The 24,937-nt window shown below is 70.5% G+C and carries 17 protein-coding genes and 4 pseudogenes; 5 read left to right on the forward strand and 16 right to left on the reverse strand.

What is annotated here, in order from left to right:
• Positions 1-124: 124 nt before the first annotated feature.
• The 8 genes and pseudogenes from V3T34_RS18810 to ispG all read right to left on the reverse strand — a co-directional run.
• Positions 125-569, reverse strand: a pseudogene (locus tag V3T34_RS18810) (transposase); the annotation flags it as partial.
• Between the two features lie 29 nt (positions 570-598).
• Positions 599-1,165: pseudogene (locus V3T34_RS18815) on the reverse strand (integrase core domain-containing protein); the annotation flags it as partial.
• 171 nt (positions 1,166-1,336) lie between these two features.
• Positions 1,337-2,326 (reverse strand): annotated as a pseudogene (locus tag V3T34_RS18820) (ISAs1 family transposase); the annotation flags it as partial.
• An 85-nt stretch (positions 2,327-2,411) separates the two neighbouring features.
• A pseudogene (locus tag V3T34_RS18825) lies at positions 2,412-2,862 on the reverse strand (transposase family protein); the annotation flags it as partial.
• Between the two features lie 57 nt (positions 2,863-2,919).
• The gene (locus V3T34_RS18830; RefSeq protein ID WP_305077271.1) at positions 2,920-3,126 is read right to left on the reverse strand and encodes a hypothetical protein; all 207 of its coding nucleotides are present in this window, start codon (positions 3,124-3,126) and stop codon (positions 2,920-2,922) included.
• Between the two features lie 78 nt (positions 3,127-3,204).
• Positions 3,205-4,425, reverse strand: a complete 1,221-nt coding sequence (coaBC, locus tag V3T34_RS18835; protein ID WP_305077270.1) for a bifunctional phosphopantothenoylcysteine decarboxylase/phosphopantothenate--cysteine ligase CoaBC — start codon at positions 4,423-4,425, stop codon at positions 3,205-3,207.
• 7 nt (positions 4,426-4,432) lie between these two features.
• A complete protein-coding gene (locus tag V3T34_RS18840; protein ID WP_305077269.1) occupies positions 4,433-6,403 on the reverse strand; it encodes a potassium transporter Kup in 1,971 nt (656 codons plus the stop codon).
• A gap of 214 nt (positions 6,404-6,617) precedes the next feature.
• Positions 6,618-7,937, reverse strand: coding sequence for a flavodoxin-dependent (E)-4-hydroxy-3-methylbut-2-enyl-diphosphate synthase (gene ispG, locus V3T34_RS18845; RefSeq protein WP_060848108.1), 1,320 nt, complete (start codon positions 7,935-7,937; stop codon positions 6,618-6,620).
• 426 nt (positions 7,938-8,363) lie between these two features.
• On the opposite strand from ispG, the gene V3T34_RS18850 reads away from it, so the two are divergent.
• Together V3T34_RS18850 and V3T34_RS18855 are read left to right on the forward strand one after the other, a co-directional pair.
• Entirely contained in the window at positions 8,364-9,497 is a 1,134-nt protein-coding gene (locus V3T34_RS18850) for a patatin-like phospholipase family protein (RefSeq protein WP_305077267.1), read from the forward strand.
• Positions 9,498-10,003: 506 nt separating this feature from the next.
• A complete protein-coding gene (locus V3T34_RS18855; protein ID WP_305077266.1) occupies positions 10,004-10,666 on the forward strand; it encodes a LuxR C-terminal-related transcriptional regulator in 663 nt (220 codons plus the stop codon).
• 76 nt (positions 10,667-10,742) lie between these two features.
• Here the strand turns inward: V3T34_RS18855 and V3T34_RS18860 are convergent, their stop codons facing one another.
• On the reverse strand, positions 10,743-11,987 hold the full coding sequence (locus V3T34_RS18860; protein ID WP_305077265.1) for a DNA topoisomerase IB: 1,245 nt from the start codon (positions 11,985-11,987) through the stop codon (positions 10,743-10,745).
• A gap of 135 nt (positions 11,988-12,122) precedes the next feature.
• Here V3T34_RS18860 and V3T34_RS18865 point away from each other — a divergent pair, with 135 nt between their 5' ends.
• Together V3T34_RS18865 and V3T34_RS18870 are read left to right on the forward strand one after the other, a co-directional pair.
• A complete protein-coding gene (locus tag V3T34_RS18865) occupies positions 12,123-13,274 on the forward strand; it encodes a glycosyltransferase family 4 protein (protein ID WP_305077264.1) in 1,152 nt (383 codons plus the stop codon).
• Positions 13,274-13,921 (forward strand): class I SAM-dependent methyltransferase, encoded by a 648-nt coding sequence (locus tag V3T34_RS18870; RefSeq protein ID WP_305077263.1) that lies wholly within the window; start codon positions 13,274-13,276, stop codon positions 13,919-13,921. Before V3T34_RS18865 ends, V3T34_RS18870 begins: the two co-directional genes overlap by 1 nt.
• A gap of 21 nt (positions 13,922-13,942) precedes the next feature.
• Here the strand turns inward: V3T34_RS18870 and V3T34_RS18875 are convergent, their stop codons facing one another.
• From V3T34_RS18875 to V3T34_RS18905, 7 genes are all read right to left on the reverse strand, one after another.
• Entirely contained in the window at positions 13,943-14,782 is an 840-nt protein-coding gene (locus tag V3T34_RS18875) for an ABC transporter permease (protein ID WP_305077262.1), read from the reverse strand.
• Positions 14,783-14,789: 7 nt separating this feature from the next.
• Positions 14,790-15,713, reverse strand: coding sequence for an ABC transporter permease (locus V3T34_RS18880; protein WP_175539898.1), 924 nt, complete (start codon positions 15,711-15,713; stop codon positions 14,790-14,792).
• Entirely contained in the window at positions 15,710-16,777 is a 1,068-nt protein-coding gene (locus V3T34_RS18885; RefSeq protein WP_305077261.1) for an ABC transporter ATP-binding protein, read from the reverse strand. Before V3T34_RS18885 ends, V3T34_RS18880 begins: the two co-directional genes overlap by 4 nt.
• A 103-nt stretch (positions 16,778-16,880) precedes the next feature.
• Positions 16,881-18,056, reverse strand: a complete 1,176-nt coding sequence (locus tag V3T34_RS18890; protein WP_305077260.1) for an extracellular solute-binding protein — start codon at positions 18,054-18,056, stop codon at positions 16,881-16,883.
• Between the two features lie 351 nt (positions 18,057-18,407).
• Positions 18,408-19,799: a TAXI family TRAP transporter solute-binding subunit gene (locus tag V3T34_RS18895; protein WP_305077259.1), complete on the reverse strand. Its 1,392-nt coding sequence runs from the start codon at positions 19,797-19,799 to the stop codon at positions 18,408-18,410.
• Positions 19,800-20,413: 614 nt separating this feature from the next.
• The gene (locus tag V3T34_RS18900) at positions 20,414-22,027 is read right to left on the reverse strand and encodes an outer membrane beta-barrel protein (RefSeq protein ID WP_331369263.1); all 1,614 of its coding nucleotides are present in this window, start codon (positions 22,025-22,027) and stop codon (positions 20,414-20,416) included.
• Positions 22,028-22,147: 120 nt separating this feature from the next.
• A complete protein-coding gene (locus V3T34_RS18905; protein WP_305077258.1) occupies positions 22,148-22,684 on the reverse strand; it encodes a GNAT family N-acetyltransferase in 537 nt (178 codons plus the stop codon).
• A 72-nt stretch (positions 22,685-22,756) separates the two neighbouring features.
• Between V3T34_RS18905 and mutL the strand changes: the two genes are divergently transcribed.
• Positions 22,757-24,769 carry a DNA mismatch repair endonuclease MutL gene (gene mutL / locus V3T34_RS18910; RefSeq protein ID WP_305077257.1) on the forward strand — a complete coding sequence of 671 codons (2,013 nt, stop codon included), beginning with the start codon at positions 22,757-22,759 and terminating at the stop codon, positions 24,767-24,769.
• The last annotated feature ends 168 nt before the right edge of the window (positions 24,770-24,937 follow it).

Raw genomic sequence — 24,937 nt, forward strand, 5'->3', positions numbered from 1 at the left:
TCGTGCCAGCTTTAACCGCTTGGCCGGCTGCGCTCGCCCGACCGGCTCCGCCGGCCAAGCTACCCGTGGTGGAAAGGCCCACGGTTCACTAACATTCCACTCGGGCCACCCCGTGGGGGCTGATCAGCGCCACGACGTGGCCCGGCGTGTCCACCGCCAAATGCACCTTCGAACCCCGCTTGCGCTTGGCGCCGTCGTAGCCCGCCCGCTCGCCGCTCTCGGGGGAGGAGCGCAGCGTCCGGCTGTCGAGGATCACCGCCGAGGGCTCCGGCTCCCGCTCCGCCGCCATCCGCAGCACTGCCCGCAGGTCGCCGGCCCACATCGGTGAAGCTGTCGGCGGAAAGCCAGCGCTGCGTCTGCTGGTAGACCGCCGCCCACGGCGGCAGGTCGTGCGGCATGAACCGCCACGGCGCACCCGTCTTCACGATGTAGCGCAGCCCGTTGAACACCTCGCGCAGATCGTGGTCGCGCTGGGCCGAGTCCTCCCGCAGAAGCGCAAGGTCGGGCGCCACCAGCGCCCACTCTTCATCGGACACGTCGGACGGATAGGCAGGGCGATCGGTCGGCATCACCCTCAACGCCGCGCCAACCAATCAGTTCAAACACTCTCTAGGATGTGCAGTCCCGGAGTTTGGTGGTGCGGGTCATTCGTGAACCTGGACGGGTCGTCTGTCCCTACTTTGCAGATGGCCTCGTAGGGGGTGAGGCCGCGTAAGGTCTTGAGGCGACGTGCGAAGTTATATGCTGCGACAAAGCCGGCGAGGTGCTGTCGAAGTTGATCGCAGCTGTCGTAATGAAAGCGTTTCACGGTCGCTTCTTTGATCGTCCGGTTCATCCGCTCGACCTGCCCGTTCGTCCAGGGATGACGGGGCTTGGTCAAGCGGTGCTCGATGTCGAGATCAGCGCAAGATCCCTCGAAAGCATGGCAGCGAAACGGCACCTTCTCAGCCCGCGTGGCTTTGATGTCTTCGGGCGTCCAGCCATCGCCGTTCGGATCGTTGAAGTGTGCACCATTGTCGGTGAGCGCAATCTGGATTTTGTAGGGAACAGCGGTGGCAAGAGCTTTGAGAAAGTCTCCCGCAATGCGGCGTGACGCTTGCTCATGCAACTCGACGAACGCGGACTTGGACGTTTGGTCAATGGCCACGAAAAGATAGATTTTGCCAGGGGAATCGGGTGAAGGGTCATGGAGCGACGATCCTGACGAGGTAGTCGTCGTACCATCCGGCCGGTTTGAGTGCGAGCGCATGGAATCCTTGCCCTTATTGGGCGCTGCGACGTTCACCGCGATATGCCGGACTGCCAGAATGTTCTCCGGCGCATGGGCGGTTCGGATCCTGGACTGATCCTCGTGGAAGGTCACATCCAGGATCCAATGCAGGCTGTTCTCGATCGCCCGGTGCTGCCGGGTGGCGGGCCCGATGCAATCGGCCACGAAAGGCGAGGATGTCAGATAGCAGCGCGTCTCACGCTCGGTCCGGATCGCCAGTTCCCGGGTGCTGCCGACGACGAGCAGGCTCCTCAATCCCTGCCAAGCGTGGCGCTTCTGGAGCCAGGCGACCTGATGGATGACTGTCACGCGCCGGGTCTCGATCCGTCCATGATCGCCCTCGACGGTCTCGTGCATGCTGATGGTGCAATCGGCAAAGTCCCGGGCTCTCTGTTCCTCGATGAAGAGCGTGACGTCCTCTTGCAGCGTGCCCTGGTTGCCCTTGAGCGCCAGGACATGGTCGGCCTTCTTGTCGAGGATATTGCGGGCGATGGCACGCTGGCAACCCACCGCATCAATGGTGACGATCGCGCCCTCGATCGACAGCAGGTCGAGCAGGGCCGGGATCGCCGCAATCTCGTTGGACTTCCCGCTCACCTTGGTCTGGGCCAGCACCAGCCGCTGGCGTGCGGCGAAGGCGGAGACGACGTGAAGGGCATCCCGCGCACCGGCCCGCCCCGAGCGCCGCGAGGTCTTACCGTCGATGGCGATCACGTCGAGCGGCGTTTGCGTCAGCGTTGCCGCCCACGCCGCAAAGCAGCGTCGAAATGCGACGGGATCGAGCGCTGGGAAGATGTCCCCGAGATGATCGTGGCTCGGCGTGCCGTGCTGGAAGGGGAGGAAGCGGCGTAGAAGGTCGATCTTCTTGTGGCCGAAGCGGGCGATGTCGGTGAACCCCTCAGCCCCTGCCAGGATCGTGAGCAACGCCAGCAGCAGAACCTCGTCCAGGTGATAGGCGACTTTGCCAGGCTGGCGCGGATCGGGCAGGTCCGCAAAATAATCGAGGAGCACCGTGGCCTCGAACGCGGCCGCTACCGCCTCGCTCGTCTCGTCCATCGCCTGCCTCCCAAACCACGTCGTGGCAGACGACCGATTCAGAGCTTCCGGCCCTTGTCACCTCCCGCATTCACCCGACTGCCCTGTAGATTTTGCCTTCCTGTGTTCTGACTTTGGCTACATCGATGTGGAAATAGCCGATCGGATAGCGTTTGAACTTGGAGCGCTTCGGCTGCTCATCGCTCGTGTCTGGCAACCGTGAGATGCCATGGCGCTGCAAACAACGATGTAAGGACGAGCGCGTCAGATGCGGGATTGTTGCCTGGAGAGCGTAGAGGCAATCATCCAGCGGAAGGAGAGTGTGGCGTCGGAACGCCACGATGACCGCCTCGTCCTCGCTCGACAGCACCGTGGATTTCGGTTCGCTCGGTCCCGTCTTGCAGTCTGCGGTCGAGCTCTGCTTCTTCCATTTGGCGACGGTCTTGGGATTGATGCCATTGCGCGTCGCGAGCTGCCTCAAGTTGTCTTGACTATGCTGGATCGCCCGACGGATTGCCCGCAGTCGTTGTGGCGCTGCCGTGATGAACCTGGCCCATAGCGCATCCTTCCACTCGCACGTGAAGAGTGCACCATCAAACCCTGGGATCAAACATCTAGCGCCGCCGCTCGCACAAGGTCTTCACATAAGTCCCGGTTTCCGTTCCCCGCCCGGAGCCGGCGGCGATGGCGGGGCCGAGCAGCATGCATTCCTGCGGCGAATGGGCCGGGTGGGTGATCACGTCCTGCGCGGTCTCGCGGTTGCAATCCTGCTGTGCCACGGAGGCGGCGCAGATTAGCGTGACGACGAGGATGGTTGGCACGGCGGACCTCCAAGCAAGGAGGAGAGAGGTAATGCCCGATCAGCGCGCGCCAACGGAGATAACCGGAGGTATCTTGCCTCAGGGGGAGGGAGCCAGTTCGGCCAGGCGCGCCACGAGGCGGCGCGCCACCTCGTCCTTCGGCAGAACCGGCCAGGTCTCGAGCGAGCCGTCGCGGCCGATCAGGTGGACGCTGTTGCGGTCGCCCCCCATCACGCCGGTGGCGGCCGAGACGTCGTTGGCGACGATGAGGTCGCAACCCTTGCGGGCGATCTTGGCCCGGGCATGGGCGATCACGTCGGTGGTCTCGGCGGCAAATCCCACCACGAAGGGCGGGCGTCCCTCGCGCCGCTGCGCCACCGTCGCCAGGATGTCGGGATTCTCGGTGAGCGCGAGGGGAGGGGGGCCCTCCGGTCCCTTCTTGATCTTCTCCTCGCCGAAGGCGGCCGGGCGCCAGTCGGCGACGGCGGCGGCGAAGACCGCGATGTCGGCCGGCAGCGCCGCCTCCACGGCCGCCAGCATCTCGCTGGCGGTCTCGACCCTGACCACGGTGACGCCCGGCGGATCGGGAAGGGTGACGGGGCCCGAGACCAGGGTCACCCGGGCACCGGCCGCCGCGGCGGCGGTCGCGATGGCGTGGCCCTGCTTGCCCGACGAGCGGTTGGCGAGGTAGCGCACCGGGTCGATCGGCTCATGGGTCGGCCCGGAGGTGACGAGAAGGTGGCGGCCCGACAGCGGCTTCGCTTCCTGCGGCCCTGCGAGCAGAACTTCCACCGCGTCGGCGATCTCGTCCGGCTCGGCCATCCGGCCCGGACCGGTCTCGGCCTCGGCCATCCGTCCGACGTTGGGTCCCACCACCGCGACGCCGTCGCCCGTCAGGAGGGCGAGGTTGCGCTGCGTCGCCGGGTGCAGCCACATCCGCACGTTCATCGCCGGCGCGATCAGGATCGGCAGGGTGGTGGCGAGCAGCACCGTCGAGGCGAGGTCCGGTGCGTGCCCGCCGGCCATGCGGGCCAGCGTGTTGGCGGTGGCGGGCGCCACCACCACCGCGTCGGCGTCGCGGGCGAGCTTGATGTGGCCGATATCGGCCTCGTCCGCGCGGTCGAACAGGTCGGTATGGGCGCGCTGGCCGGCGAGCGCCGCCGCGGCGAGCGGGGTCACGAATTCCTGCGCGCCCTTGGTGAGGACGCAGCGCACCGAGGCGCCGCGCTCGCGCAAGCGCCGGATCAGGTCCAGCGACTTGTAGGCCGCGATACCGCCGCCGATGACGAGGAGGATCCGCCTGCCGTCGAGCGCTCCCATCGGCGGGCTACACCGTCACCTGGGTCCCGACCTCGACCACGCGGCCGGTCGGGATCTGGAAGAAGTCCGTCGCGTCGTTGGCGTTGCGGGCGAGCGTGATGAACACCCGGTCCTGCCACAGCGGCATGCCGGACTGCGCCGCCGGGCGGATCGAGCGCCGCGACAGGAAGAACGACGTCGCCATGATGTCGAACTTGAAGCCCTGCTTGCGCAGGAGCGCCAGGCCCTTCGGGATGTTCGGCGATTCCATGTAGCCGAACTTCATCACGACCTTCCAGAAATGCGGCCCCATCGGCTCGATCCGGACCCGGTCGGTATCGGCGATGCGCGGCAGGTCGATGGTCTTCACCGTGAGCACGACGTTCTTCTCGTGCAGCACCTTGTTGTGCTTCAGGTTGTGAAGGAGCGCGGCGGGCGCGGTGTCGGGATCGGAGGTGAGGAAGACGGCGGTGCCGCGGACGTGGTGCGGCGGGCTCTTCTCCAGCATGGCGACGAGCTCGGTCAGCGGCACGTCGGTCTTCCGGGTCTTGTTGAACAGGATGGTGACGCCGCGCACCCAGGTCCACATCAGCAGCACCAGGCAGCCGGCGAGCAGCAGGGGCATGTAGCCACCCTCGAACACCTTGAGCAGGTTCGAGACCAGGAACAGGAGCTCGACGGCGATGAACGGCACCATCGCGGCGCCGGCGGCGAGCGGCGACCATTTCCACACCCGCCACAGCACCAGGAAGGCGAGGCCGGCGGTGATCAGCATCGTGCCGGTCACGGCGATGCCGTAGGCCGAGGCGAGCGCCGAGGACGAGCGGAACAGTACCACCAGGATCACCACGCCGATCATCAGCAGCATGTTGATCTGCGGCAGGTAGATCTGGCCCGAATGCGATTCGGAGGTGTGGCGGATCTCGAGCCGCGGCAGGAGCCCCAGCTGCACCGCCTGGCGCGAGAGCGAGAAGGCGCCGGTGATCACCGCCTGGCTGGCGATGACGGTGGCGGCGGTGGCGAGCAGCACCATCGGCAGCAGGCCCCATTCGGGGACGAGCTGGTAGAACGGGTCGGTCGTGTCGGGGTTCGACAGCACCAGGGCGGCCTGGCCGAGATAGTTGATGGCGAGCGCCGGCCCGACGAGGACGATCCAGGCGGTCTGGATCGGCCGGCGCCCGAAATGGCCGAGATCGGCGAACAGCGCCTCGGCGCCGGTCACCGCCAGGAACACCGCGCCGAGCGCCACGAGCGCGCCGGTGCCGTGGCCGAGGAGGTAGTGCACGGCGTGCCAGGGGTTGAGCGCCCACAGGACCTGCGGCGTGCGGGCGATGTGCGGCAGGGCCGCGAGCATCAGCACCGAGAACCACACCAGCATGATCGGGCCGAAGAACGTCGCCATCCGGGCGGTGCCCCGGCTCTGGACCAGGAACAGCGGCAGGATGATCGCGATGGTGATCGGCAGGACGTAGTGGTCGAGGGCCGGCGTGACGAGCTTCAGGCCCTCCACCGCCGACAGCACCGAGATCGCCGGGGTGATGATCGCATCGCCGTAGAACAGGGCGGCGCCGAACAGACCCAGCATGAACACGATGTGCGAGCCGCCCAGCGCCTTGCGGGCGAGCGCCATCAGCGAGAGGATCCCGCCCTCGCCCTTGTTGTCCATCTGCAGGAGCAGCAGGACGTACTTGATGGTGACGATCAGCACCAGCGCCCAGAGCAGCAGCGAGACGGTGCCGAGCACCTCCTCGCCGGTGAGCACGCCGTCGGCCCGGCCGGGGGCCAGCGCCTCGCGGAAGGCGTAGAGCGGGCTGGTGCCGATGTCGCCGTAGACGACGCCGACGGAGCCGAGGAAGAGCGTCCAGAAGCTCGCCTTGGCGTGGCCGTGGCCCTCGGCCTCGTCGACGGTGCCGGCCTTGGTCGGCGGGCCGCCACTCGGCGGGGTGAGGGTGTCGGTCGGCGCGGCGGAACCGTCCGTGGGTGCGGCTGACTGGGTCATGTCTGATCGGGGATGCGCCCGCGGGCGGTCGGGATGGCCGCCAAGCGCGCTGATGGGCCGGGTGGCGGGCTCAAATCCTTGGCGGCCCGGCGCGTCCGCCGGGTCGGAATGTGGCAAGATTGTAGCACGGAGCCGGTGGGGCGCAAGGCGGACCGCCTGCTGCCCCACCGTTAACCGGCGTCACCTCGTCGGCCGTGGAGGACCGCGCCTCGCCTCACTCGGCGGCGCTGCGGTTGCCCAGGCCTTCTCCGGTCCCCTTGCCGAAGCGGCGCTCGATGTAGTCGACGACGATGCCCTCGAAGTCCTTGGCCAGCGTCGGGCCGCGCAGGGTCATCGCCTTCTTGCCGTCGATGAAGACCGGGGCGGTCGGGGTCTCGCCGGTGCCGGGCAGCGAGATGCCGATATCGGCGTGCTTCGACTCGCCCGGGCCGTTGACGATGCAGCCCATCACGGCGACGTTGAGCCCCTCGACCCCCGGATAGGTCTTGCGCCACTCGGGCATCGAGGTGGTGATCCAGTTCTGGATGTCGCGGGCGAGTTCCTGGAACACCGTCGAGGTGGTGCGGCCGCAGCCCGGGCAGGCGGCGACCAGCGGCACGAAGGTGCGGAAGCCCATCGTCTGGAGCAGCTCCTGGGCCACTTTCACCTCGACGGTGCGGTCGCCGCCGGGCTCCGGGGTGAGCGAGTAGCGGATCGTGTCGCCGATGCCCTCCTGGAGAAGCACGCCGATCGCCGCGGAGGCCGCCACGATGCCCTTGGTGCCCATGCCGGCCTCGGTCAGGCCGAGGTGGATGGCGTAGTCGGAGCGGCGCGCCACCTCGCGGTAGACCGCGATCAGGTCCTGCACCGCCGAGACCTTGGCCGAGAGCACGATGCGCTCCTTGGGCAGGCCGATCTCCACCGCCCGGTCGGCGGAGAGGAGGGCGGATTGCACCATCGCCTCGCGCATCACCGCGCGGGCGTCGCGCGGCTTCGCCGAGTTGGCGTTCTCGTCCATCATGTGGGTGAGGAGCGCCTCGTCGAGGGAGCCCCAGTTGGCGCCGATCCGCACCGCCTTGCCGTAGCGGGCCGCCTGCTCGACGATGGTGCCGAACTGCAGGTCCTTCTTCTCCTTGAAGCCGACGTTGCCCGGGTTGATGCGGTACTTTGCGAGCGCCTCGGCGCAGGCCGGATGGTCGGTCAGGAGCTTGTGGCCGATATAGTGGAAGTCGCCGACGAGCGGGACGTGGACGCCGATGCGGTCCAGACGCTCACGGATCTTCGGCACGGCCGACGCCGCCTCGTCGCGGTCGACGGTGATGCGCACGACCTCGGAGCCGGCCCGCGCCAGCGCGGCGACCTGGGCCACCGTGGCGTCGATGTCGGCGGTGTCGGTGTTGGTCATCGACTGCACGACGATCGGGGCGCCGCCGCCCATCACCACCGCGCCCTCGCCCTCGCCGATCCGGACGCCGACGGTGCGGTGGCGGGGGCTCGGGCCCGCGATCTCGGGGGCGGCGGTCTCCGCCGGGGCGAGGGCTTCCATGGCTTGCATCGGATACCTTCAGGGGGTCGTTCGCAGGAGAATCGTGATGAGACGGTCGGGCGCGGTCGCGAGAGCCGCGGTTTGCCCTCCGTCTAGAGCATTTCCGGGCGCGGTGGAAATCGCCTTGCCCGCATGAAATCCCGGCGCGATCAACGGGCTACGCCGGTCCCCGGCGGAATGCCGCGACATCCTTGCGATTTCCTTCGCGGGGAGCCGTTCCTGCGCGGGGACCCGGCACGGTGAGCCGGCTCCCGGCAGTGCATCGCCCCGCTCCACCGCCTTGCCTTTAGCTGAGGATGCCGGACGGGCGCGTCAAGCGCGTGACGCCCCGGCGGGCGCCGGACCGTCGCACGTTGCGTTCCTCGTCGGGTTCCCTTGCGCGACTTTGCAGCGCACCATTTGGCTTTCGCAGTGCGACACACCACATCCCCGGTCATGACGTATTCAGCCTCGTTCCCGGAACCGGATCGGAGCGCGGGTGACCGCGGTCCCGTCCCGCCCGCCGCTCCCGAAGCCGGCTCGCACGCCGCCACCGGACCTCTCGGCCGTGGCCTCGTCGGCCCGCGGGCCGAGAAGCCGATCGCCCTGGCGCTCCAGGGCGGCGGCGCCCACGGCGCCTTCACCTGGGGCGTGCTCGACGCCCTGATCGAGGACGGGCGCCTCGCCTTCGAGGCGATGACCGGCGCGAGCGCCGGCGCGATGAACGCCGTCGTGATGGTCGATGGGTGGCTGCGCGGCGGCCCCGACGGAGCGCGCGAGCGCCTGGAGATGTTCTGGCGCGAGATCAGCCTCGACGCCGACCTGTCGCACGCCCAGCAGACCGTCATCGACGGGGTGATGAGCTTCTGGAAGAAGACCCCGGTCGGGGCGTTCTGGAACGCCGTCGCCAGCCCGTACATGACGAACCCGCTCAACATCAATCCGCTGAAGCGGGCGCTCGCCGACACGGTCGATTTCGAGGCGGTCCGCCGCGACGGGCCGGCCGACCTGTTCATCTCGGCCACCAACGTGTGGACCGGCAAGATGGCGGTGTTCGAGCGGCCGGACCTGACGATCGACCACCTGATGGCCTCGGCCTGCCTGCCGACGGTCTTTCAGGCGGTGGAGATCGACGGCGTGCCGCACTGGGATGGCGGCTATCTCGGCAACCCGCCCCTCTATCCGCTCTATCACGGCGCCCGCTCGTCCGACATCCTGCTGGTCCAGATCAACCCGGTCGAGCGCCGCGAGACCCCGCGCAGCCCGGCCGAGATCCGCGACCGCCTCAACGAGATCAGCTTCAACGCCAACCTCCTGCGGGAATTGCGGGCGATCGACTTCGTCGACGATCTGATCGAGGACGGCGTGCTCGGGCGCTCCAATGCCTACAAGCAGGTGCTGCTCCACCGCATCGACGGCAGCGGCTCGGCCCTCGACGACGCCTCGGCTTCCTCGCGGCTGCGGGCGCAGTGGCCGTTCTTCCTGCATCTGCGCGACGCCGGACGGGACGCGGCCAAGGCCTGGCTGGCGGAGAACTACGACGCGGTCGGGCGCGAGAGCACCTTGAACCTCAAGGCGATGTACGCCTGAGCCCACGGCACCGGCCGCCGATGCCCCCGTCGTGTGGGGGCCGGTGCTCTCGGGTCGTCGTGCTCGAACGCGGCGACCGCACCGTCGAGGCCCCGAGCCTCTACAGTCGAGCGGGCTTCGCGCCGCGCGATCCGTTCCCGCCGTATCGCGCGTCGCCCGCTGGCGCGTTCCCCAAGAAGGCAGTGTGACGGCCGGGGGCCGCCGGCCATTCTCGGTCCGGTCCCAGCGTCTCGCTCGATCCCAATGCGGGAAAGTACCGAGGCCGACGTTCCAAACTGAGGCGCCGCGCTCGCGCCCGCCACGCGACCTGGCCCCGCCCCGCGCGCGGCGATTCGCGACATCCTGCCGCGGAGTCGGTCTACCTAGGCATTCTTCCCCTCGGGAGCGCCGCTCCGTCGCTCGCCGGGAGGCGGCACGCCGCCCGGCCCGGCCGGAATGGAACGCCGCTTGAACAGTCTCCGGCATGGACACCGCGCCTGTATCGCGCTGGAACGGAGGCAAGCGGCATGAGTGACGCCGTCAAGGTTCTGATGATCAACGAGCCGTCGGATCTCGGCGCCGCCTTCCGGGCGACGCTGGAGCACGACCCCGCGCTGCGGACCATCGGCGAGGAGGAGCTGGCGGAGCCGGGCGCGGCCTGCGTCGTCCTGGCCTTCGCGCCGGAGGTCGGCCCGGCCGCGGTGGCCGCCCTGCGCGAGCGGGCGCCGCAGGCCCGCATCCTGGTGGCGTTCCAGGCCGCCGACGCGGCGGAGATCGGCCGCTTCGCGGCCTCCGGCGCCGACGCCTTCGTGGCCCGCTGCGCGCCCGCCCGCGAGATCTGCGCGGCGATCCTGGCGCTTGCCCGCGGCCTGCCGCTGCACGAGGGCGACGCCGAGGCGCCGGCCCCGGAGACGATGGCGGCCGAGAGCCTGGGCCTCACCCCCCGGGAGGCCGAGGTGCTGCGCTTCCTCAGCGCCGGCTTCAGCAACAAGGAGGTGGCGCGCCGCCTCACCGTCAGCGTCCGCACCGTCGAGACCCACAGGCTCAACCTGCGGCGCAAGACCAAGACCGGGCGCCTGAAGGACCTGGTGCAGCTCGCCCGCCAGATCGGGCTGGCGCCGGTCCTCGACAGCGAGGCCCGTCCCCTGCGGCGCATCGCCCACGAGGCGCACCGCGCCGTCCCTCACTGAGGGGCGGCGCGGGACCGGGCGATCCGGAACGGATCGCCAACGCGCGGGACCGGGTCTGGACGGCCCGCCGGCGCGATCAGGCCGCCTTGCGGGCCGACGACCGACCGCCGCGGGACGCGACGCTCCGGGCACTGCCGGACGTGTCGCCGCTCGCCTTGCCGCTGCTCGCCTTGCCGCCGACCGAGCGCTTCTTCGCGGCCTTCGCCCGCGTGCCGGACCTCGCCGCCTCCTCGACCCGGGCGAGGCGGCCCTGGAGCAGGGCGAGCACCGCCGTCTCCTCCGGGCGCAGGGTGGCGATGTCGTCGCGCAGCGCCGCCTGGACCTCGTCCTTGACCTGGAGCAGCAGCTCGCCTTCGAGGTAGCAGCCGAGGACCTCCGGGTGGACGTAGCACTTGCGGCAGACGGTCGGCGTGTTGCCGAGCCGCTCGGCCACCCGTTCGATCGCGGCGCGCACGTTGCGCTTGGCCATCGCCTCGCTGTCGAAGGCCTCGAATTCGCGCAAGGCCATGGCGGCCAGCACCGTGCCGGACCAGGTCCGGAAATCCTTCGCGGTGATGTCGCGACCGGTGATCTCGCGCAGGTAGGCGTTCACGTCGGCCGAGGTCACGTCGCGCTGAACACCGTCCTCGTCGAGGTACTGAAACAGCTCCTGGCCGGGCAGGTCCTGGCAGGCCTTGACGATCTTCGCCACCCGACGGTCGTGGATCGACACGTCCCAGACCTTGTTGCTCTTGCCCTTGAACCGGAAGGTCAGCGCCCTGCCCTCGACCGTAACGTGCGGGTCGCGCAGGGTCGTGAGGCCGAAGCTCTTGTTCTGCTTGGCGTAATCGTCGTTGCCGACCCGGATCAGGGTGGTCTCGAGGAGGTGCACCACCGTCGCCAGCACCTTCTCGCGCGGGAGCCCGCGCCGGCCCATATGCGCCTGGACGGTGGCGCGCAGGCCCGGCAGCACTTCGGCGAAGCTCATCATGTGGGTGAACTTGGTACTCTCCCGGGCCTCACGGAACTCGGGATGGTAGCGGTACTGCTTGCGGCCACGGGCGTCGCGCCCGGTCGCCTGGATGTGGCCGTTGGCGTGGCGGCAGATCCAGACGTCGGTATAGGCCGGTGGGATCGCCAGCGCCCTGATCCGGTCGAGCGTCGCCTCGTCGCGCACCCGGGCGCCCTTGGCGTCGACGTAGGTGAAGCCGCGGCCGCTGCGCTTGCGGCGGTAGCCCGGCTCCTCGTCGCCGACGTAGCGCAGGCCCGCTTCGCGGGCGGCCTCGCGGGTGTCGACGCGATCCTCGGCGGCGCTCGCCGCCATCTCGGGATCCGACAGCATGGGCGTTCCGACCTTCGATTCGTTCCTTGTCGGTCTCAACCGGCGCCCGCCCGCGCCGGTTCCGGCGCGGCGCAGCCATTCCCCCGCGCCGCGCCGCCCTGTAGGGAGGGGGGAAGCGACAGCGGGAGAGACCGGGTGCAGCCACAGGACGACGGCGGGGAGAAGAAGCGGGCGCACATCGCCTTCGTGGTGACCGAGGACTGGTTCTTCGCCTCGCATTTCCTGCCGATGGCCCGCGCCGCGGTGGCGGCCGGCCATCCGGTCTCGGTCGTCACCCGCGTCCGGGCCCACCGGGACGCGATCGCGGCGACCGGGGCCCGGGTGGTGGAGCTCGAGGCCGAGCGATCGAGCCTCAACCCGATGGCGGCGGGCTACGCCGCCGGCCAGCTCGCGGCGATCCTGAAGGCGCTCAAGGCCGACATCGTCCATTGCATCGCGCTGCGCGGCATCCTGGTCGGCGGCGCGGCGGCGGTGCTTGCCGGCATCCCGTCCCGGGTCTACGCGCTGACCGGCCTCGGGCTGATCGGCGCGCGCCGGGACCGTGCCGGACGCCTCGCCCGCACCGGCCTGCGCCTCCTGATCCGCGGCCCGCTCGAAACCGCCCGCACCCGCTACCTGTTCGAGAACCCGGACGACGCCCGGCTGCTCGGCCTTCGCCCCGACGATCCCCGCGTGACGATCGTGGGCGGCGCCGGCGTCGACCCGGAGGCGTGGACGCCGGGGCCCCTGCCGCCCCACACGCCGCTCCGGATCGCGCTGATTGCCCGGATGCTGTGGTCGAAGGGCATCGACACCGCCGTCGAGGCCGCACGTCTCGCCCGGAGCCAGGGCGCCGACCTCGAACTCTCGCTCCACGGCGCCCCCGACCCGTCGAACCGCCGCGCGATTCCCGAGGCGACCCTGCGCGACTGGTCGCGGGACAGGGTGACCTGGCACGGTCCGACCGACGACGTCGCCGGAGCCCTGGCGCAGGCCCACGTCGCCTGCCTGCCCTCGCGCGGCGGCGAAGGCTTGCCGCGGGCGTTGCTCGAAGCCGCGGCGAGCGGCCGGGCGATCCTGACCACCGACGTACCGGGCTGCCGCACCCTGGTGCGGGACGGGATCGAAGGCCTGGTCGTACCGCCGGACGATCCCCAGGCGCTCGCCGCCGCGATGGTGCGGCTTTCCGCTGATCCGGCCCTCGTCGCCCGGATGGGGGCCGCCGCCCGCGCCCGCATCGTCGAGGGCGGCTTCACCGAGGCGGCGGTGACGCGGGCCGTGCTCGCGCTCTACGCGGACCTCGCCTGATGGAGCCCGAAGCCTTCATCCGCGCCCACACGGCGCTCCGCCCGGTGCCGCACGCCCCGGCGATCCGCCTCCACGTCGCCGACGAGGCGACGGACTTGTGGGGCCGCACCGAGGAGGAACTGGGCGAGATCGGCCTGCCGCCGCCGTTCTGGGCCTTCGCCTGGGCCGGCGGCCAGGCGCTCGCCGCCTACGTGCTGGAGAACCCTCGGACCGTCGCGGGCGCCCGTGTGCTCGACTTCGCCTCGGGCTCGGGCCTCGTCGCCATCGCGGCCGCCCTGGCGGGGGCGGCGTCGGTCGAGGCGAGCGACCTCGATCCCTTCGCGCACGCGGCGATCGTCCTCAACGCCGCCGAGAACGGCGTCGCCGAGCGCGTCTCCGTGCAGGCCGACGACCTGATCGGCCGCGACGACGGCTGGGACTGCGTGCTCGCCGCCGACATCTTCTATGAGCGCGACCTCGCGCTGCGGGTCGGCGACTGGCTCGCGACGCTGCACGCCCGCGGCGCCCGGGTGCTGCTCGGCGACCCCGGCCGGGCCTACCTGCCGAAGGACCGGCTGGAGAATCTGGCGACCTACGAAGTGCCGGTGACCCGGGCGCTGGAGGATGCCGAGATCAAGCGGACGGGGGTGTGGCGGTTTCGGCGGTGAGGAGGCAGGCCGCCCCCTCGTTCACGCCTCCTGGCGCTTCGCCCGCGCCACGATCTGCGTCGGGTTGACGAAGCGTAGCGCCACGATCAGCCAGACGAGCGTCAGCGCCATGTAGACCACCGCCATCGCGTCGATCGACTGCCCGGCCCGCACGCCGGCGGCGAAGACCGCGTAGTAGAGCGCAACCACCAGGGTCTGGCTCGTCGGCCCGGCGACCAGGAAGGTCAGCTCGAACATCGCGATGGTGCGCACCAGCACCAGCAGCAGGGCGGCCAGGATGCCGGGGATCAGCAGCGGCAGCAGCACCCGCAGGAAGAGCTGGCCCGTGCCGGCGCCGAAGACCCGGGCGGCCGCCTCGATGCGCGGGTCGATCTGCTCGATGAACGGGATCATCACCAGCACCACGAAGGGGATGCTCGGCACGAGGTTGGCCAGCACCACGCCCCACAGCGTGCCGGCCAGCCCCGCCCGGTAGAGCACGGTGGCGAGCGGGATGCCGTAGGTGATCGGCGGGACGAGCAGCGGCAGCAGGAAGACCAGCATCACCAGCCGCCTGCCCGGAAAGTCGCGCCGCGCCAGCGCGTAGGCCGCCGTGACCCCGAGGAGCCCGGAGAGCAGGACCACCAGGAACACCACCTGAAGGGTCACCACCAGCACGTCGCCGAGCTGGAACTCGTCCCAGGCCGAGGCGTACCAGCGGGTGGTGAAGGCGAGCGGCAACCAGGTGCCGAGCCAGCGCGTGGCGAAGGAGTTGAGCACCACCGTGGCGATCATCGCCAGGAGGTTGAGGCAGAACAGCAGCGTGACGGCCCAGACCGCCATCCGCCACAGGCGCGAGCCGGGACCGGTGTCGCGGATCATCGCTCGATCATCCTTTGGTGCCTCCGACCGGGCCGGTATAGAGCAGGCTGCGCCCCCACAGCACCGCCGCCACGATGGCGAGCTGGACCGCCCCCATGATCATCGCGATCGCCGAGGCCAGCGAGTAGTCGTACTCCTCGAACGCCGCCTGGTAGGCGGCGATCGAGATCACCCGCGTGGCGCCGGCCGGCGCCCCGAGCAGCACCGCGGACGGAAACACCGAGAAGGCCTGGACGAAGGACAGGCAGAAGGTCACCGCGAGGCCCGGCAGGATCAGCGGCAGGATCACCGCCTTGAAACGCTGCCAGGCGTTGGCGCCGTGGGTCGCCGCGGCCTGCTCCAGCGCCGGATCGATGCCGGTGACCGACGAGAGCGTCAGCAGGAACGCGAACGGGAAACCGGTGATGAGCAGAGACGCGAAGACGCCCCAGTAGTTGTTGGTGAGCTTGAGCGGGCCGCCGATCACCCCGAGCCAGACCAGCGAGCGGTTGAACCAGCCCTGCGGGCCGAGGAAGTTGAGCAGGCCCTCCGCCACCAGCACGGTGCCCAGCGTGATCGGCAGGACCAGGATCGTGGTGAGCAGGCGCTGGTGGCGCATCAGCCGCACCCGCAGGGCGATCGGCACCGCCAGCACGAGGTTGAGCACCGTCACCGGCAGCGCGAGGCGCAGCGTCGCCGCGATGGTGTCGTACAGGAACGGATCGGAGAAGAAGCGGGCGTAGTTCGCCCACCAGGCCCCGGCCTTCGGCTGGAGCGACAGAACGAGCCCGTAGGCGAAGGGATAGACGAACAGGCCAATAATCGCGAGGAGCGCCGGCAGCACCAGCAGCGTGGTACCGTCGAGGCCGCGGGCGGCGAGCCGCACCGCGAGCGGCGGCGTCTCCTCCCCGGGCGTCGCCGACGCGGCCGTGGGGAGCGAGGTCGCGCTCACGCGGCCTCGCCGGGGAAGACCAGGACCCGGGGCGAGGCGGCGGCGAGGCGCAAGGGCTCGTCCTGCGCCACGGCGCGGTCGGAGCGGAAAAACAGCTCGGTCCCGTCCTGGGCCACGGCGGTGCCGAAGAAGGCCCGGCCGCGATACTCGACGCTGGCGACCCGGACCGGCACCCCCTCGGCGGCCGGCGTCAGGTCCTCGGGGCGGATCGCCGCGACCGCCGGGGCGCCCGGGTCCAGCGTCTCCCGCAGGATGCCGGCCAGACGGGTGCCGCAGACCTCGACCTCGGCCCGCACGCCGTCCACCGCGACCGCCCGGCCGCGCAGGCGGTTGCGAAAGCCCATGAAGTCGGCGACGTCCGGGTGGGCCGGCCGCTCGTAGAGGTCTTCGGGCGTGCCGACCTGGCGGATGCGTCCGTCGCGCATCACCACGATCCGGTCGGCCATCGACAGGGCCTCGTCCTGGTCGTGGGTGACGTAGATCGTGGTCGACCCGATGGAGTCGTGGATGCGGCGGATCTCGGCCCGCATCTCCAGGCGCAGCTTGGCGTCGAGGTTCGACAGCGGCTCGTCCATCAGCACCACCGGCGGCTCGATCACGATCGCCCGGGCGATGGCGACCCGCTGCTGCTGGCCGCCGGACATCTGGCCCGGGAGCTTGGCGGCCTGCGATTGCAGCCGCACCATCGCGAGGGCGTCGTCGACCCGGCGCGCCGCGGCCTCGCCCTTGATGCCCCGCATGGCGAGGCCGAAGCCGACGTTCCTCGCGACGGTCATGTGCGGGAAGAGCGCGTAGCTCTGGAAGACCATGCCGAAGCCGCGCTCCTCCGGCTTCAGCCGGTCGATGCGGCGCTCGCCGAGATGGATCGACCCGCCGGTGAGCGGCAGGAGCCCGGCGATGCAGTTGAGCGCCGTCGACTTGCCGCAGCCCGAAGGCCCGAGCAGCGCGACGAACTCGCCGCCCCTGATCGTCAGGTCGAGCCCGTCGAGGGCGGTCATCGCGCCGAACCGGCGGTTCAGGCCGGTCAGCCGCAGGTCCTGCGGCGTCTCGTGATGGCGTGCCATCGGTGTCCTCTTCTGCCGCCAGAGCGACACCCGATCGCGTGACGATCGGGTGTCGCGCCAGGTCCTCGATTTTACCGCCTCTTTCCGGGCACCGATCGCGTCGTCAGCGCTTCTTGCCGGAGCCGACCTGCTCGTCCCAGCGGCGGAAGGCCACCACCAGCTTGTCGGCGTCGAGCGGCATCTCGATCGGGTGGTCGGCGATCATCTTGTCGTATTCCGGCCGGCCGAACTCCTTCAGCGCCGCGCGGCTCTCCGGCGGGGCCATGTCGAGGGTGACGCCCTTCACGGCGGGACCCGGATAGAAGTAGCCCTCGTCGTAGGTATAGGCCTGCTGGGCCGGCTGGAGCACGAACGCCATCAGGTCGAGGACGACCGCGAGCTTCTCCTCCGGCACGCCCTTCGGCACCGCCATGTAGTGGGCGTCGGCCACCCATCGGAAGTCCTTGAGCGTGCCGACCTTGGCCTCCGCCGGCACGATGCCGAGCACCCGGGGATTGATATCCCAGCCGGTTGTCGAGACGATGATGTCGCGGCTGCCCTCGCCGAGTTCCTTCATCGTCTGCGAGGTGCCGCCCGGATAGTAATCGACCGTCTCGCCGATCGCCTTGAGGTAGTCCCAGGTCTTGTCCCAGCCCTTGTCCGGGTCCTTGGGATCCTTGTCGCCGAGGATGTAGGGCAGGCCCATGATCCAGGTGCGGCCCGGGCCGGAATTGGCCGGGCGGGCATACATGAACTTGCCCTTGTTCTGGCGTGCCCAGGCCAGGAGCTCTTCGGCGCTCGTCGGTACCGTCTTCACCCGGTCGGGCATGTACTCGATCAGCGGGCCCGACGGGTACCAGGCGACGCACAGGCCCTGGTCCTGCGCCAGGCCGTTCAGCCGCAGCGCGGCGGGCTGGTAGACCTCGGCGGGTTTCGGCAGCTGGCCGGCATGGGGTTTCAGGTCGACCCACAGCTTCTGCTCGATGCCGGCGGCGATGCCGTCGGTGCCGGTGAGCACGAGGTCGATGTCGACCCGGCCGGCGGCCTGCTGCGCCTTGAGCTTCGAGGGCAGTTCGGGTGCCGGCGCCTTGGTGAAGGCGAAGCGCGAGACGACGCCCGGCCGCGCCCGGCGATAGGCTTCGATCGCCTTCTGGGTGAGCGCCAGGTTGCCGGCGACGTCCACCACCGTGACGACGACGGGCGACGTCGGCAGGGCGAGGCCGGCCCGGGCACGCCCGCCGAGGGCGATCCCCGCTCCGGCCGCGAGCCCCACGACCGCGCTGCGGCGTGTGATCGTCATGTTCCCCCCGCTGGTTCGCACCGGGCTCTGGCGGCCCGCGATCGTGAGTGAATCGCTGCGTGCTTTCCAACCATTGGTGCACTAATGTTTTAGCGCGTCAAGCCTTCTGGAGGGAAGGGCCGGCCCGTGGTGTGGCTCGGTTCGTCCGCACTCGTCGACCGCAGGGTGCCGGCTCGGCCTCGGCCCGCTCGCCTCGGTCATGGGCGTTCCGGTCGATCGCGCCGATTCCGCGGTAGGGCAGGGACGTGCCGCCGATCCGGCCGTTGCCGGCCGGGACGAACCCGGACGTCGCGTGGGGCGGGCCCCGAGAATCCGCCCATGATGATCGGACCGCCCCCTCAGGCGGGCGGCCTACTCGGCAGCGCTGAGCCGGAAGGCCTGACGGCGTGGCTCCGCGGCGTCCCCCGTCGCGTTCCCGGTCATCCGGCGGCAATCGGCGATGGTCGAGCGGGCGGTCTCGATCGCGATCATCACCGCCGCCATGGTGCGGGTGTCGGTCTCGCGCTCGCGGGTGTAGCGCACCACGTCGGCGGCGAGCGCGTCGACCTCGCCCGTGAGGGTGTCGAGGCCGGCGGCGTCGGCCCCTCTGGCCTCGGCCAGGATCTCGAGCAGGCGGTCCATCACCACGTCGATGCGCTCGCGCCGCAGGCGCCGCAGGCGCTGGCGCAGCCAGGCGAGCGCCGAGCCGAAGCCGCCGCCGAGGACCGCCAGCAGGTAGACCCAGTCGCCGTAGCGCTCGATGAAGCCCTGCTGCTCGCGCTCGAAATAGTCGATGGCGCCGGGATGGATCGGCAGCCGCGCGCTCGTCGCCTCGGCGGTGGTCTCGTAGGCGGGCGCCGCGACGTAGTCGGCCGCCGGCGTCGCGTCGGAGAGGCGCGAGCGCAGCTCGAACAGGTGCTGGGTGACGTCCGCCGCCACGGTGCGGCTCATCGAGGCCTTGGCCATCAGCCGGTAGGACGCGCCGACGGTCTTCACCTCCTCCTCGGGCACCTTCGGGCTGCCGCCGAACAGCCCGGCCGGCACGGTGACCGCCTGGAGCCGGGGCAGCCGCTCGATGATCGCAGGCCCATCCTCGACGCCAACGAAATCGACCTTGCGGGTCCGGCTCGCCGCCTGGACGGTGCCGACGAGGCGCAAGGCCATCGGGGCGGCCGGTGCGATCACCGCCACCACCGCGTCGATGCGCTTGGCGGCGAAAGCCCCAGGGAGGTCCTCCTCCGCCAGCGGCACCAGCCGCACCTGCCCGGCCGGAATCGGGCCGGTGCCGCCCTCCTGCAGGGCGAGGCCGTAATAGCTCATCAGGTTCTTGAGCAGCCACAGGTCGGCGTCGCGGTGGGCAACGATGCCGAGGCGCTTGCGGGCGAGGCCCGGGAAGCTCGTGATGCCGGACGGCGCCGGCGAGGCGATCAGCATCGCCTGGTCGCGCAGGATCGCCAGCGTCAGGCCGTTCGCCGGCAGGTCGACGTCGGGCCGCACCACCGCGAGGTCGGCCTTACCCTGCTCCAGCGCCTTCGCGCTCTCGCGCACGTCGTCGAAGGGCAGGATCTTGAGGCGCACGCCTTTCTGGGCGGTCTTCAGCGCCTCCGCGTAGGCGCGGATCAGGGCCGGCTCTGTCCCGTCCCGGGGCGCCACCGCGATGGTCAGCGTCGTCGCTTGGAGGAGGTAGAGTGCGATCGCCGCGGCCGCGGTCAGCACCAGGCTGGTGACCAGGAAGATCCGCTCGGGCCGGAACGCCGTCGTCATCGCGTGGATCCACCCTCCCTCGACAACCAATGCGTCGATCGGATGAAACCGGGGGAGGGGGGTCCGGGTTGCGCGGCGCGCGTGTCGCAGGGCAGGCATTTCAGTTGAACGAAACCTCTATGCATATGCCCTACGGAACCATTGGTCATTTTGATCATTTTTACGTTAAAAAATATCTTCACATGGTTTGGCAAAAAGAGCGGAAAAATGTCATCCAAAAAGACAGTTCTTATGTGGGTCCCGGAAGGGGTTGTGCCGAAATCTGGCAAGACCTTTAACAAGGATAATGCTATACGTCTGGGCTATGACAGATACGAGCACTCCACGCTGCGCTCTGCTGTTGATCAAGCGCTACAAGATCGTGAACCGAGAAAAATCAAAAGGCTTTTACCCTGTATAAAAGCCTCTTCTGGAGAAGGCGCTGCAATATTTGGAATTCAAGAAATAATTGTCATTAGTAAAAATATACCATAAAATAAAAACACATTCAGATTTGCTACAAACCGCAAACGTCGCATTTTTTGATCTTTTCAAATAAGAAATATATGTAACAATCAATTCGCGATAACGCGTTAGTGCCGCATCGGTATGCTGCGGCACTAACCATGGCGTGATCAGGGGTTGACCCGCACCCCCACCAGATACGTGTCCGAGTGGTAGCTCGACCCCACCGCCGTGCTCTTCAGCAGCTCGCGGGCGTAGCTCGCCCGGATGCCGAGCCAGCGGTTGAGGCGGTAATCGAGCTTGACGCCGGCACTGTAGCCCTGCTCGCGGATGCTGGTGCCCTGGTAGTCGTTGTTGATCAGCGTGCCGGTGAGGGTCAGGCGCAGGTTGCGGCGCAGGTCGTGGGTGATCTCGGCGACGGCGGTGCGGGTGAGGATGCCGCTCGCCCCCGGTACGATGGTCTCGATCACCCCGGTCGAGGCGCCGAGCCGCAGCGAGGTGAGGGCGGTGGCCGCCCAGGTCATCGTGCCGTCGATCACCGGGCCGGAGACGTCGCGCAGGCGGCTGTCGGCGTAGTGGCGCGACAGGTAGCCGCCCGAGACCTCGCCGGTGAGGAGCCGGCTGACCTCGAAGCTGGAGCCGGCCCGCACCGTCACGCCGTCCGAGTCGCGGCGCAGGCCGAACTGGTCGACGGCGAAGTCGTGGATCCGGGTATCGACCAGGGTGTCGACGAAGGGGGTGAAGCCGGGGCGGATCTCGTAGCCGGTGCGCAGGCGCAGGCCGTACTGGTTGGCGTTGCGGTCGTCCTGGCGCAGCAGCGTGCCGTCGGTGAGCTGGGCGTTCTCGTAGGTCTGGCGGTCGACGAGGCCCGCCACCGTGACCTGCAGCCGGTTGAAGTTCTGCGTCACCCCGACGGTGCCGCCGTAGGTCGCGACGAGGGGCCGGTCGCGAACCTGGACGGCGAGGTCGGGGCTGCCGGCGCGCTGGGTCGAGATGGCGTAGCGGCCCTCGACGTCGACCTTGGTGTCGCGGGCGACGTCGAGGCGCAGGCGCATCGCGCCGTCGCCGTCCGGCCGGTTGGCGTTGCGGTTGTCCGGGTACAGGAAGTAGCCGAAGCGCATCGCGCCGGTGAGCTCGTGGGACGACCAGTCGCTCGCGACGCGCAGCTCGCCCTGGGTGAGCAGGGCCATCGAGCCGCGGCGGTAGATCGAGCGGTCGGGGTTGGAATCGTAGCCGACGCTCTGCTGCAGCGCCGGGAACAGGGTCAGCCCGCCGAGCCGGATGCCGAGCGGGCCGTAGGGATCGAGGGGATCGATCGTGCGGCGGCGCAGGAGCGGCGCCGCGGTGGCGAGGTCGGGCAGGCCCGAGACCGGCACCTGCACGGTGGGGCGCAGGCGCAGGTCGTCGGCGACGCCCTGCTGGGTCGCCTGGCGGGTGATCGCCGTGGTGGGCGGGCGGCTGCGCCGCTGCGGCGGCGTGCGCGGCCGGGCCCCGAACCGGGACGCGCCCGGGCGCGCGGGGGTCCGTGACAGCCCCTGCGGGGCCGGGCCGGTCCGCAACGCGAAGGTGGCGGGATCCTGCCCGCCCGGAAGCGGGCCGGCGAGCGCGGGGTCGGTCGCCGGCGAGGCGGCGCCCTGGGCCGCGGCGGGCCCGGCCGCCGCGAGCAGCGCGGATGCCACGCCGAGCGTGGCCGCCGCGCCGAGCGTGGCCGAGAGGGCGGCGGCCCGCGCCCGGGCCGGGAGGCCGGGACCGGCCCGTCCGGGTGTTCGCCGCTCGTCCGCCACGGGCCTGCCGCTCCGCTCCGCCGGGATCCGCCGGAGCCGGCGGACCATCATGGTTAAGAGCCCTACAACGGACAGGGTTAAGCGCCGGTAACCAAACGGCCCAGCGGTCAGGCGTCGGGGTCAGGCCTCGGGCGGCGTCCCGTCGCCGGGGCCGAGGGCGCGCTGCATCAGCACGGTGTCGAGCCAAGTGCCGTGCTTCCAGCCGACCGAGGTCAGCACCCCGACATGCCGGAAGCCGAGGGCGGCGTGCAGGCCGATCGAGGCGGCGTTGTGCGAATCCCCGATCACCGCCACCATCTGGCGAAAGCCGGCCCCCTCGGCCTCGGCGATCAGGCGCGCCATCAGGCGCCGGCCGAGGCCGCGCCCGGCCTGGTCCGGCCGGACGTAGACCGAGCTCTCGAGCGTGCCGCGATAGGCCGGCCGGGGCCGGTAGGGCCCCGCATACGCGTAGGCGACGACCGCGCCCGCCCGCTCGGCGACGAGGTAGGGGTAGCCGCCTCCGACGAGCGCCGCCCGGCGCCGGGCCATCTCGGCCTCGTCGGGCGGGTCGATCTCGAACGAGGCCCGGCCGGTCGCGACCGCGTGGGCGTAGATCGCCGTCACCGCGGGCACGTCGTCCTCCCGGCACGGCCGCAGGATCACGTCGTCGTCCTCCATCGCCTCGTTCCTCCGGTGGACCGCGCCGGCCGGTCCCTTCTGGCGCGGCCGCGCGCTCCTTATATTCCGAGCATGAGCGATTCACCCCTCGGGCGCCCGCAGGTCCGCCGCCTCGACCCGGTGCTGGTCGACCGCATCGCCGCCGGCGAGGTGGTCGAGCGGCCGGCCTCGGCGGTCAAGGAGCTGGTCGAGAACGCGATCGATGCCGGCGCTTCCAGCATCGCGGTGACGATCGCCGCCGGAGGCCGGCGGCTGATCCGGGTCGTCGACGACGGCGGCGGCATGGGGCCGGGCGACCTGGCGCTGGCGGTGGAGCGCCACGCCACCTCGAAGCTGCCCGACGGCGACCTCGAGCGCATCGAGACCCTGGGCTTTCGCGGCGAGGCGCTGCCCTCGATCGGCGCGGTGGCCCGCCTCGCCATCACATCGCGGGTGCCGGGTGCCGAGAGCGGTCACTCGATCGTGGTCGATGCCGGCGAGCGCGGGCCGGTGCGCCCGGCGGCCGGCCAGCCCGGGACGCGGATCGAGGTGACCGACCTCTTCGCCGCCACCCCGGCGCGGCTGAAGTTCCTGAAATCCGACCGGGCGGAGGCGACGGCGGTGGGCGAGATCCTGCGCCGCCTCGCGGTCGCCCACCCGCAGATCCGCTTCACCCTCAGCAGCGAGGGGTCGACGACCGCCGGCCTCGTGCTACCGGCCGAAGCCGGGCCCGGCTCGTGGCTGCGCCGGCTCGTCGCGGTGCTGGGGCCCGACTTCGGCGCCAACTCGGCGCCGCTCAGCCTGGAGCGCGAGGCCTTCGCGCTCGACGGCCATGTCGGCCTGCCGACCTTCCACCGGGCGGCCGCCACCCATGTCCACTTCGTCGTCAACGGCCGGCCGGTGCGCGACCGGCTGCTGCTCTCGGCGGTGCGCGGCGCCTATGCCGACGTGATGGCCTCCGACCGCCACCCGGTGCTGGCGCTGGCGCTGACCTGCGATCCGGCGCTCGTCGACGTCAACGTCCACCCGGCCAAGACCGAGGTGCGCTTCCGCGATCCGGGCCTCGTGCGCGGGCTGATCGTCAGCGCGATCCACGAGGCCCTGCGCCGCGAGGGCGGGCGCAGCTCCGGCACGGTCGCGGCCCGCACCCTGGAGAGCCTGCGGCCGGCGCAAACGCCGTTGCCGGCTCAAGGGGCGGTGCCGGCCTCGTCGGCGTCGCGGGCGCCCGCGAGCCTGTTCGCGCGGCGCGACGAGACCGTGCCGTCGCGGCCGGCGGGCTCGGGCCGGATCGAGGATTTTGCGCGCGATTTCGGAGCGACGCCCTGGGAGGCGGCAAGGGAGGCGGCAAGGGAGGCGCCAGGCGATACGCCATGGGGCGCGCGCGAGCCCGATCAGGCCGCCTACGAGGGACCGCCCGAGGCGGGCGGCTTTCGCGAGGCGGCCCAGGCGCAGTTCTCCGGCGACCTCGCCGCCCCGAGCGCCGACCTGCGGGCGCCCGCCGAGGCGCCCGCGACCGCGGCGGAGACCGCCCACCCCTTGGGCGCGGCGCGGGCGCAGCTGCACGAGACCTACATCGTCGCCCAGACCCGGGACGGGATCGTCATCGTCGACCAGCACGCCGCCCACGAGCGGCTGGTCTACGAGCGGCTGAAGCGCGAGCGGGAAGGCGGCGGCATCGCCCGCCAGATCCTGCTGATTCCCGACGTGGTCGAGCTCGACCCGGCAGAGGCCGACCGGCTCGCCGACGCGGCCGACGCCCTGCAGGATCTCGGTCTCGTCCTCGAAGCCTTCGGCCACGGCGCGGTACTGGTGCGGGAGGTGCCGGCCGCACTCGCCGGCGGGTCGCTGCGGGCTCTGCTCACCGACGTGGTCGACGCGCTCGCCGAGGGCGGAGCCGACCCGCTCGCCCGCCGCCTCGACGCGGTCCTGTCGCGGATGAGCTGCCACGGCTCGATCCGGGCCGGGCGCCGCCTGCGGCCGGAGGAGATGAACGCGCTGTTGCGCGAGATGGAGGCAACGCCGTTCTCCGGCCAATGCAACCACGGCCGCCCGACCTATGTCGAGCTGAAGCTGTCCGACGTGGAACGTCTGTTCGGCCGGCGCTGACGAGAACGGTGCGGATTCGCGCAGAATGCCGCCGAGTCCGGCGGCTCATGCATACGACCGGTGCAATTCGGCGAATTGGCACCCGCTGCATGCGATCAAAGCATATCGCAGTTGCGAGATCGCCGTTTGCTGCGATGCAGCATAACGCCCATGGTCCGGACAGGAACC

Source organism: Methylobacterium ajmalii (genome assembly GCF_036448855.1).
GTDB classification, from domain to species: Bacteria; Pseudomonadota; Alphaproteobacteria; order Rhizobiales; family Beijerinckiaceae; genus Methylobacterium; species Methylobacterium ajmalii.

Coding starts and splice junctions, on each gene's coding strand:
- V3T34_RS18890 (WP_305077260.1), bottom strand. CDS start 18,056: ATGACGATCACACGCCGCAGCGCGGTCGTGGGGCTCGCGGCCGGAGCG.
- mutL (WP_305077257.1), top strand. CDS start 22,757: ATGAGCGATTCACCCCTCGGGCGCCCGCAGGTCCGCCGCCTCGACCCG.
- V3T34_RS18895 (WP_305077259.1), bottom strand. CDS start 19,799: ATGACGACGGCGTTCCGGCCCGAGCGGATCTTCCTGGTCACCAGCCTG.
- V3T34_RS18875 (WP_305077262.1), bottom strand. CDS start 14,782: ATGATCCGCGACACCGGTCCCGGCTCGCGCCTGTGGCGGATGGCGGTC.
- V3T34_RS18855 (WP_305077266.1), top strand. CDS start 10,004: ATGAGTGACGCCGTCAAGGTTCTGATGATCAACGAGCCGTCGGATCTC.
- V3T34_RS18850 (WP_305077267.1), top strand. CDS start 8,364: ATGACGTATTCAGCCTCGTTCCCGGAACCGGATCGGAGCGCGGGTGAC.
- V3T34_RS18905 (WP_305077258.1), bottom strand. CDS start 22,684: ATGGAGGACGACGACGTGATCCTGCGGCCGTGCCGGGAGGACGACGTG.
- V3T34_RS18870 (WP_305077263.1), top strand. CDS start 13,274: ATGGAGCCCGAAGCCTTCATCCGCGCCCACACGGCGCTCCGCCCGGTG.
- V3T34_RS18840 (WP_305077269.1), bottom strand. CDS start 6,403: ATGACCCAGTCAGCCGCACCCACGGACGGTTCCGCCGCGCCGACCGAC.
- coaBC (WP_305077270.1), bottom strand. CDS start 4,425: ATGGGAGCGCTCGACGGCAGGCGGATCCTCCTCGTCATCGGCGGCGGT.
- V3T34_RS18885 (WP_305077261.1), bottom strand. CDS start 16,777: ATGGCACGCCATCACGAGACGCCGCAGGACCTGCGGCTGACCGGCCTG.
- V3T34_RS18860 (WP_305077265.1), bottom strand. CDS start 11,987: ATGCTGTCGGATCCCGAGATGGCGGCGAGCGCCGCCGAGGATCGCGTC.
- ispG (WP_060848108.1), bottom strand. CDS start 7,937: ATGCAAGCCATGGAAGCCCTCGCCCCGGCGGAGACCGCCGCCCCCGAG.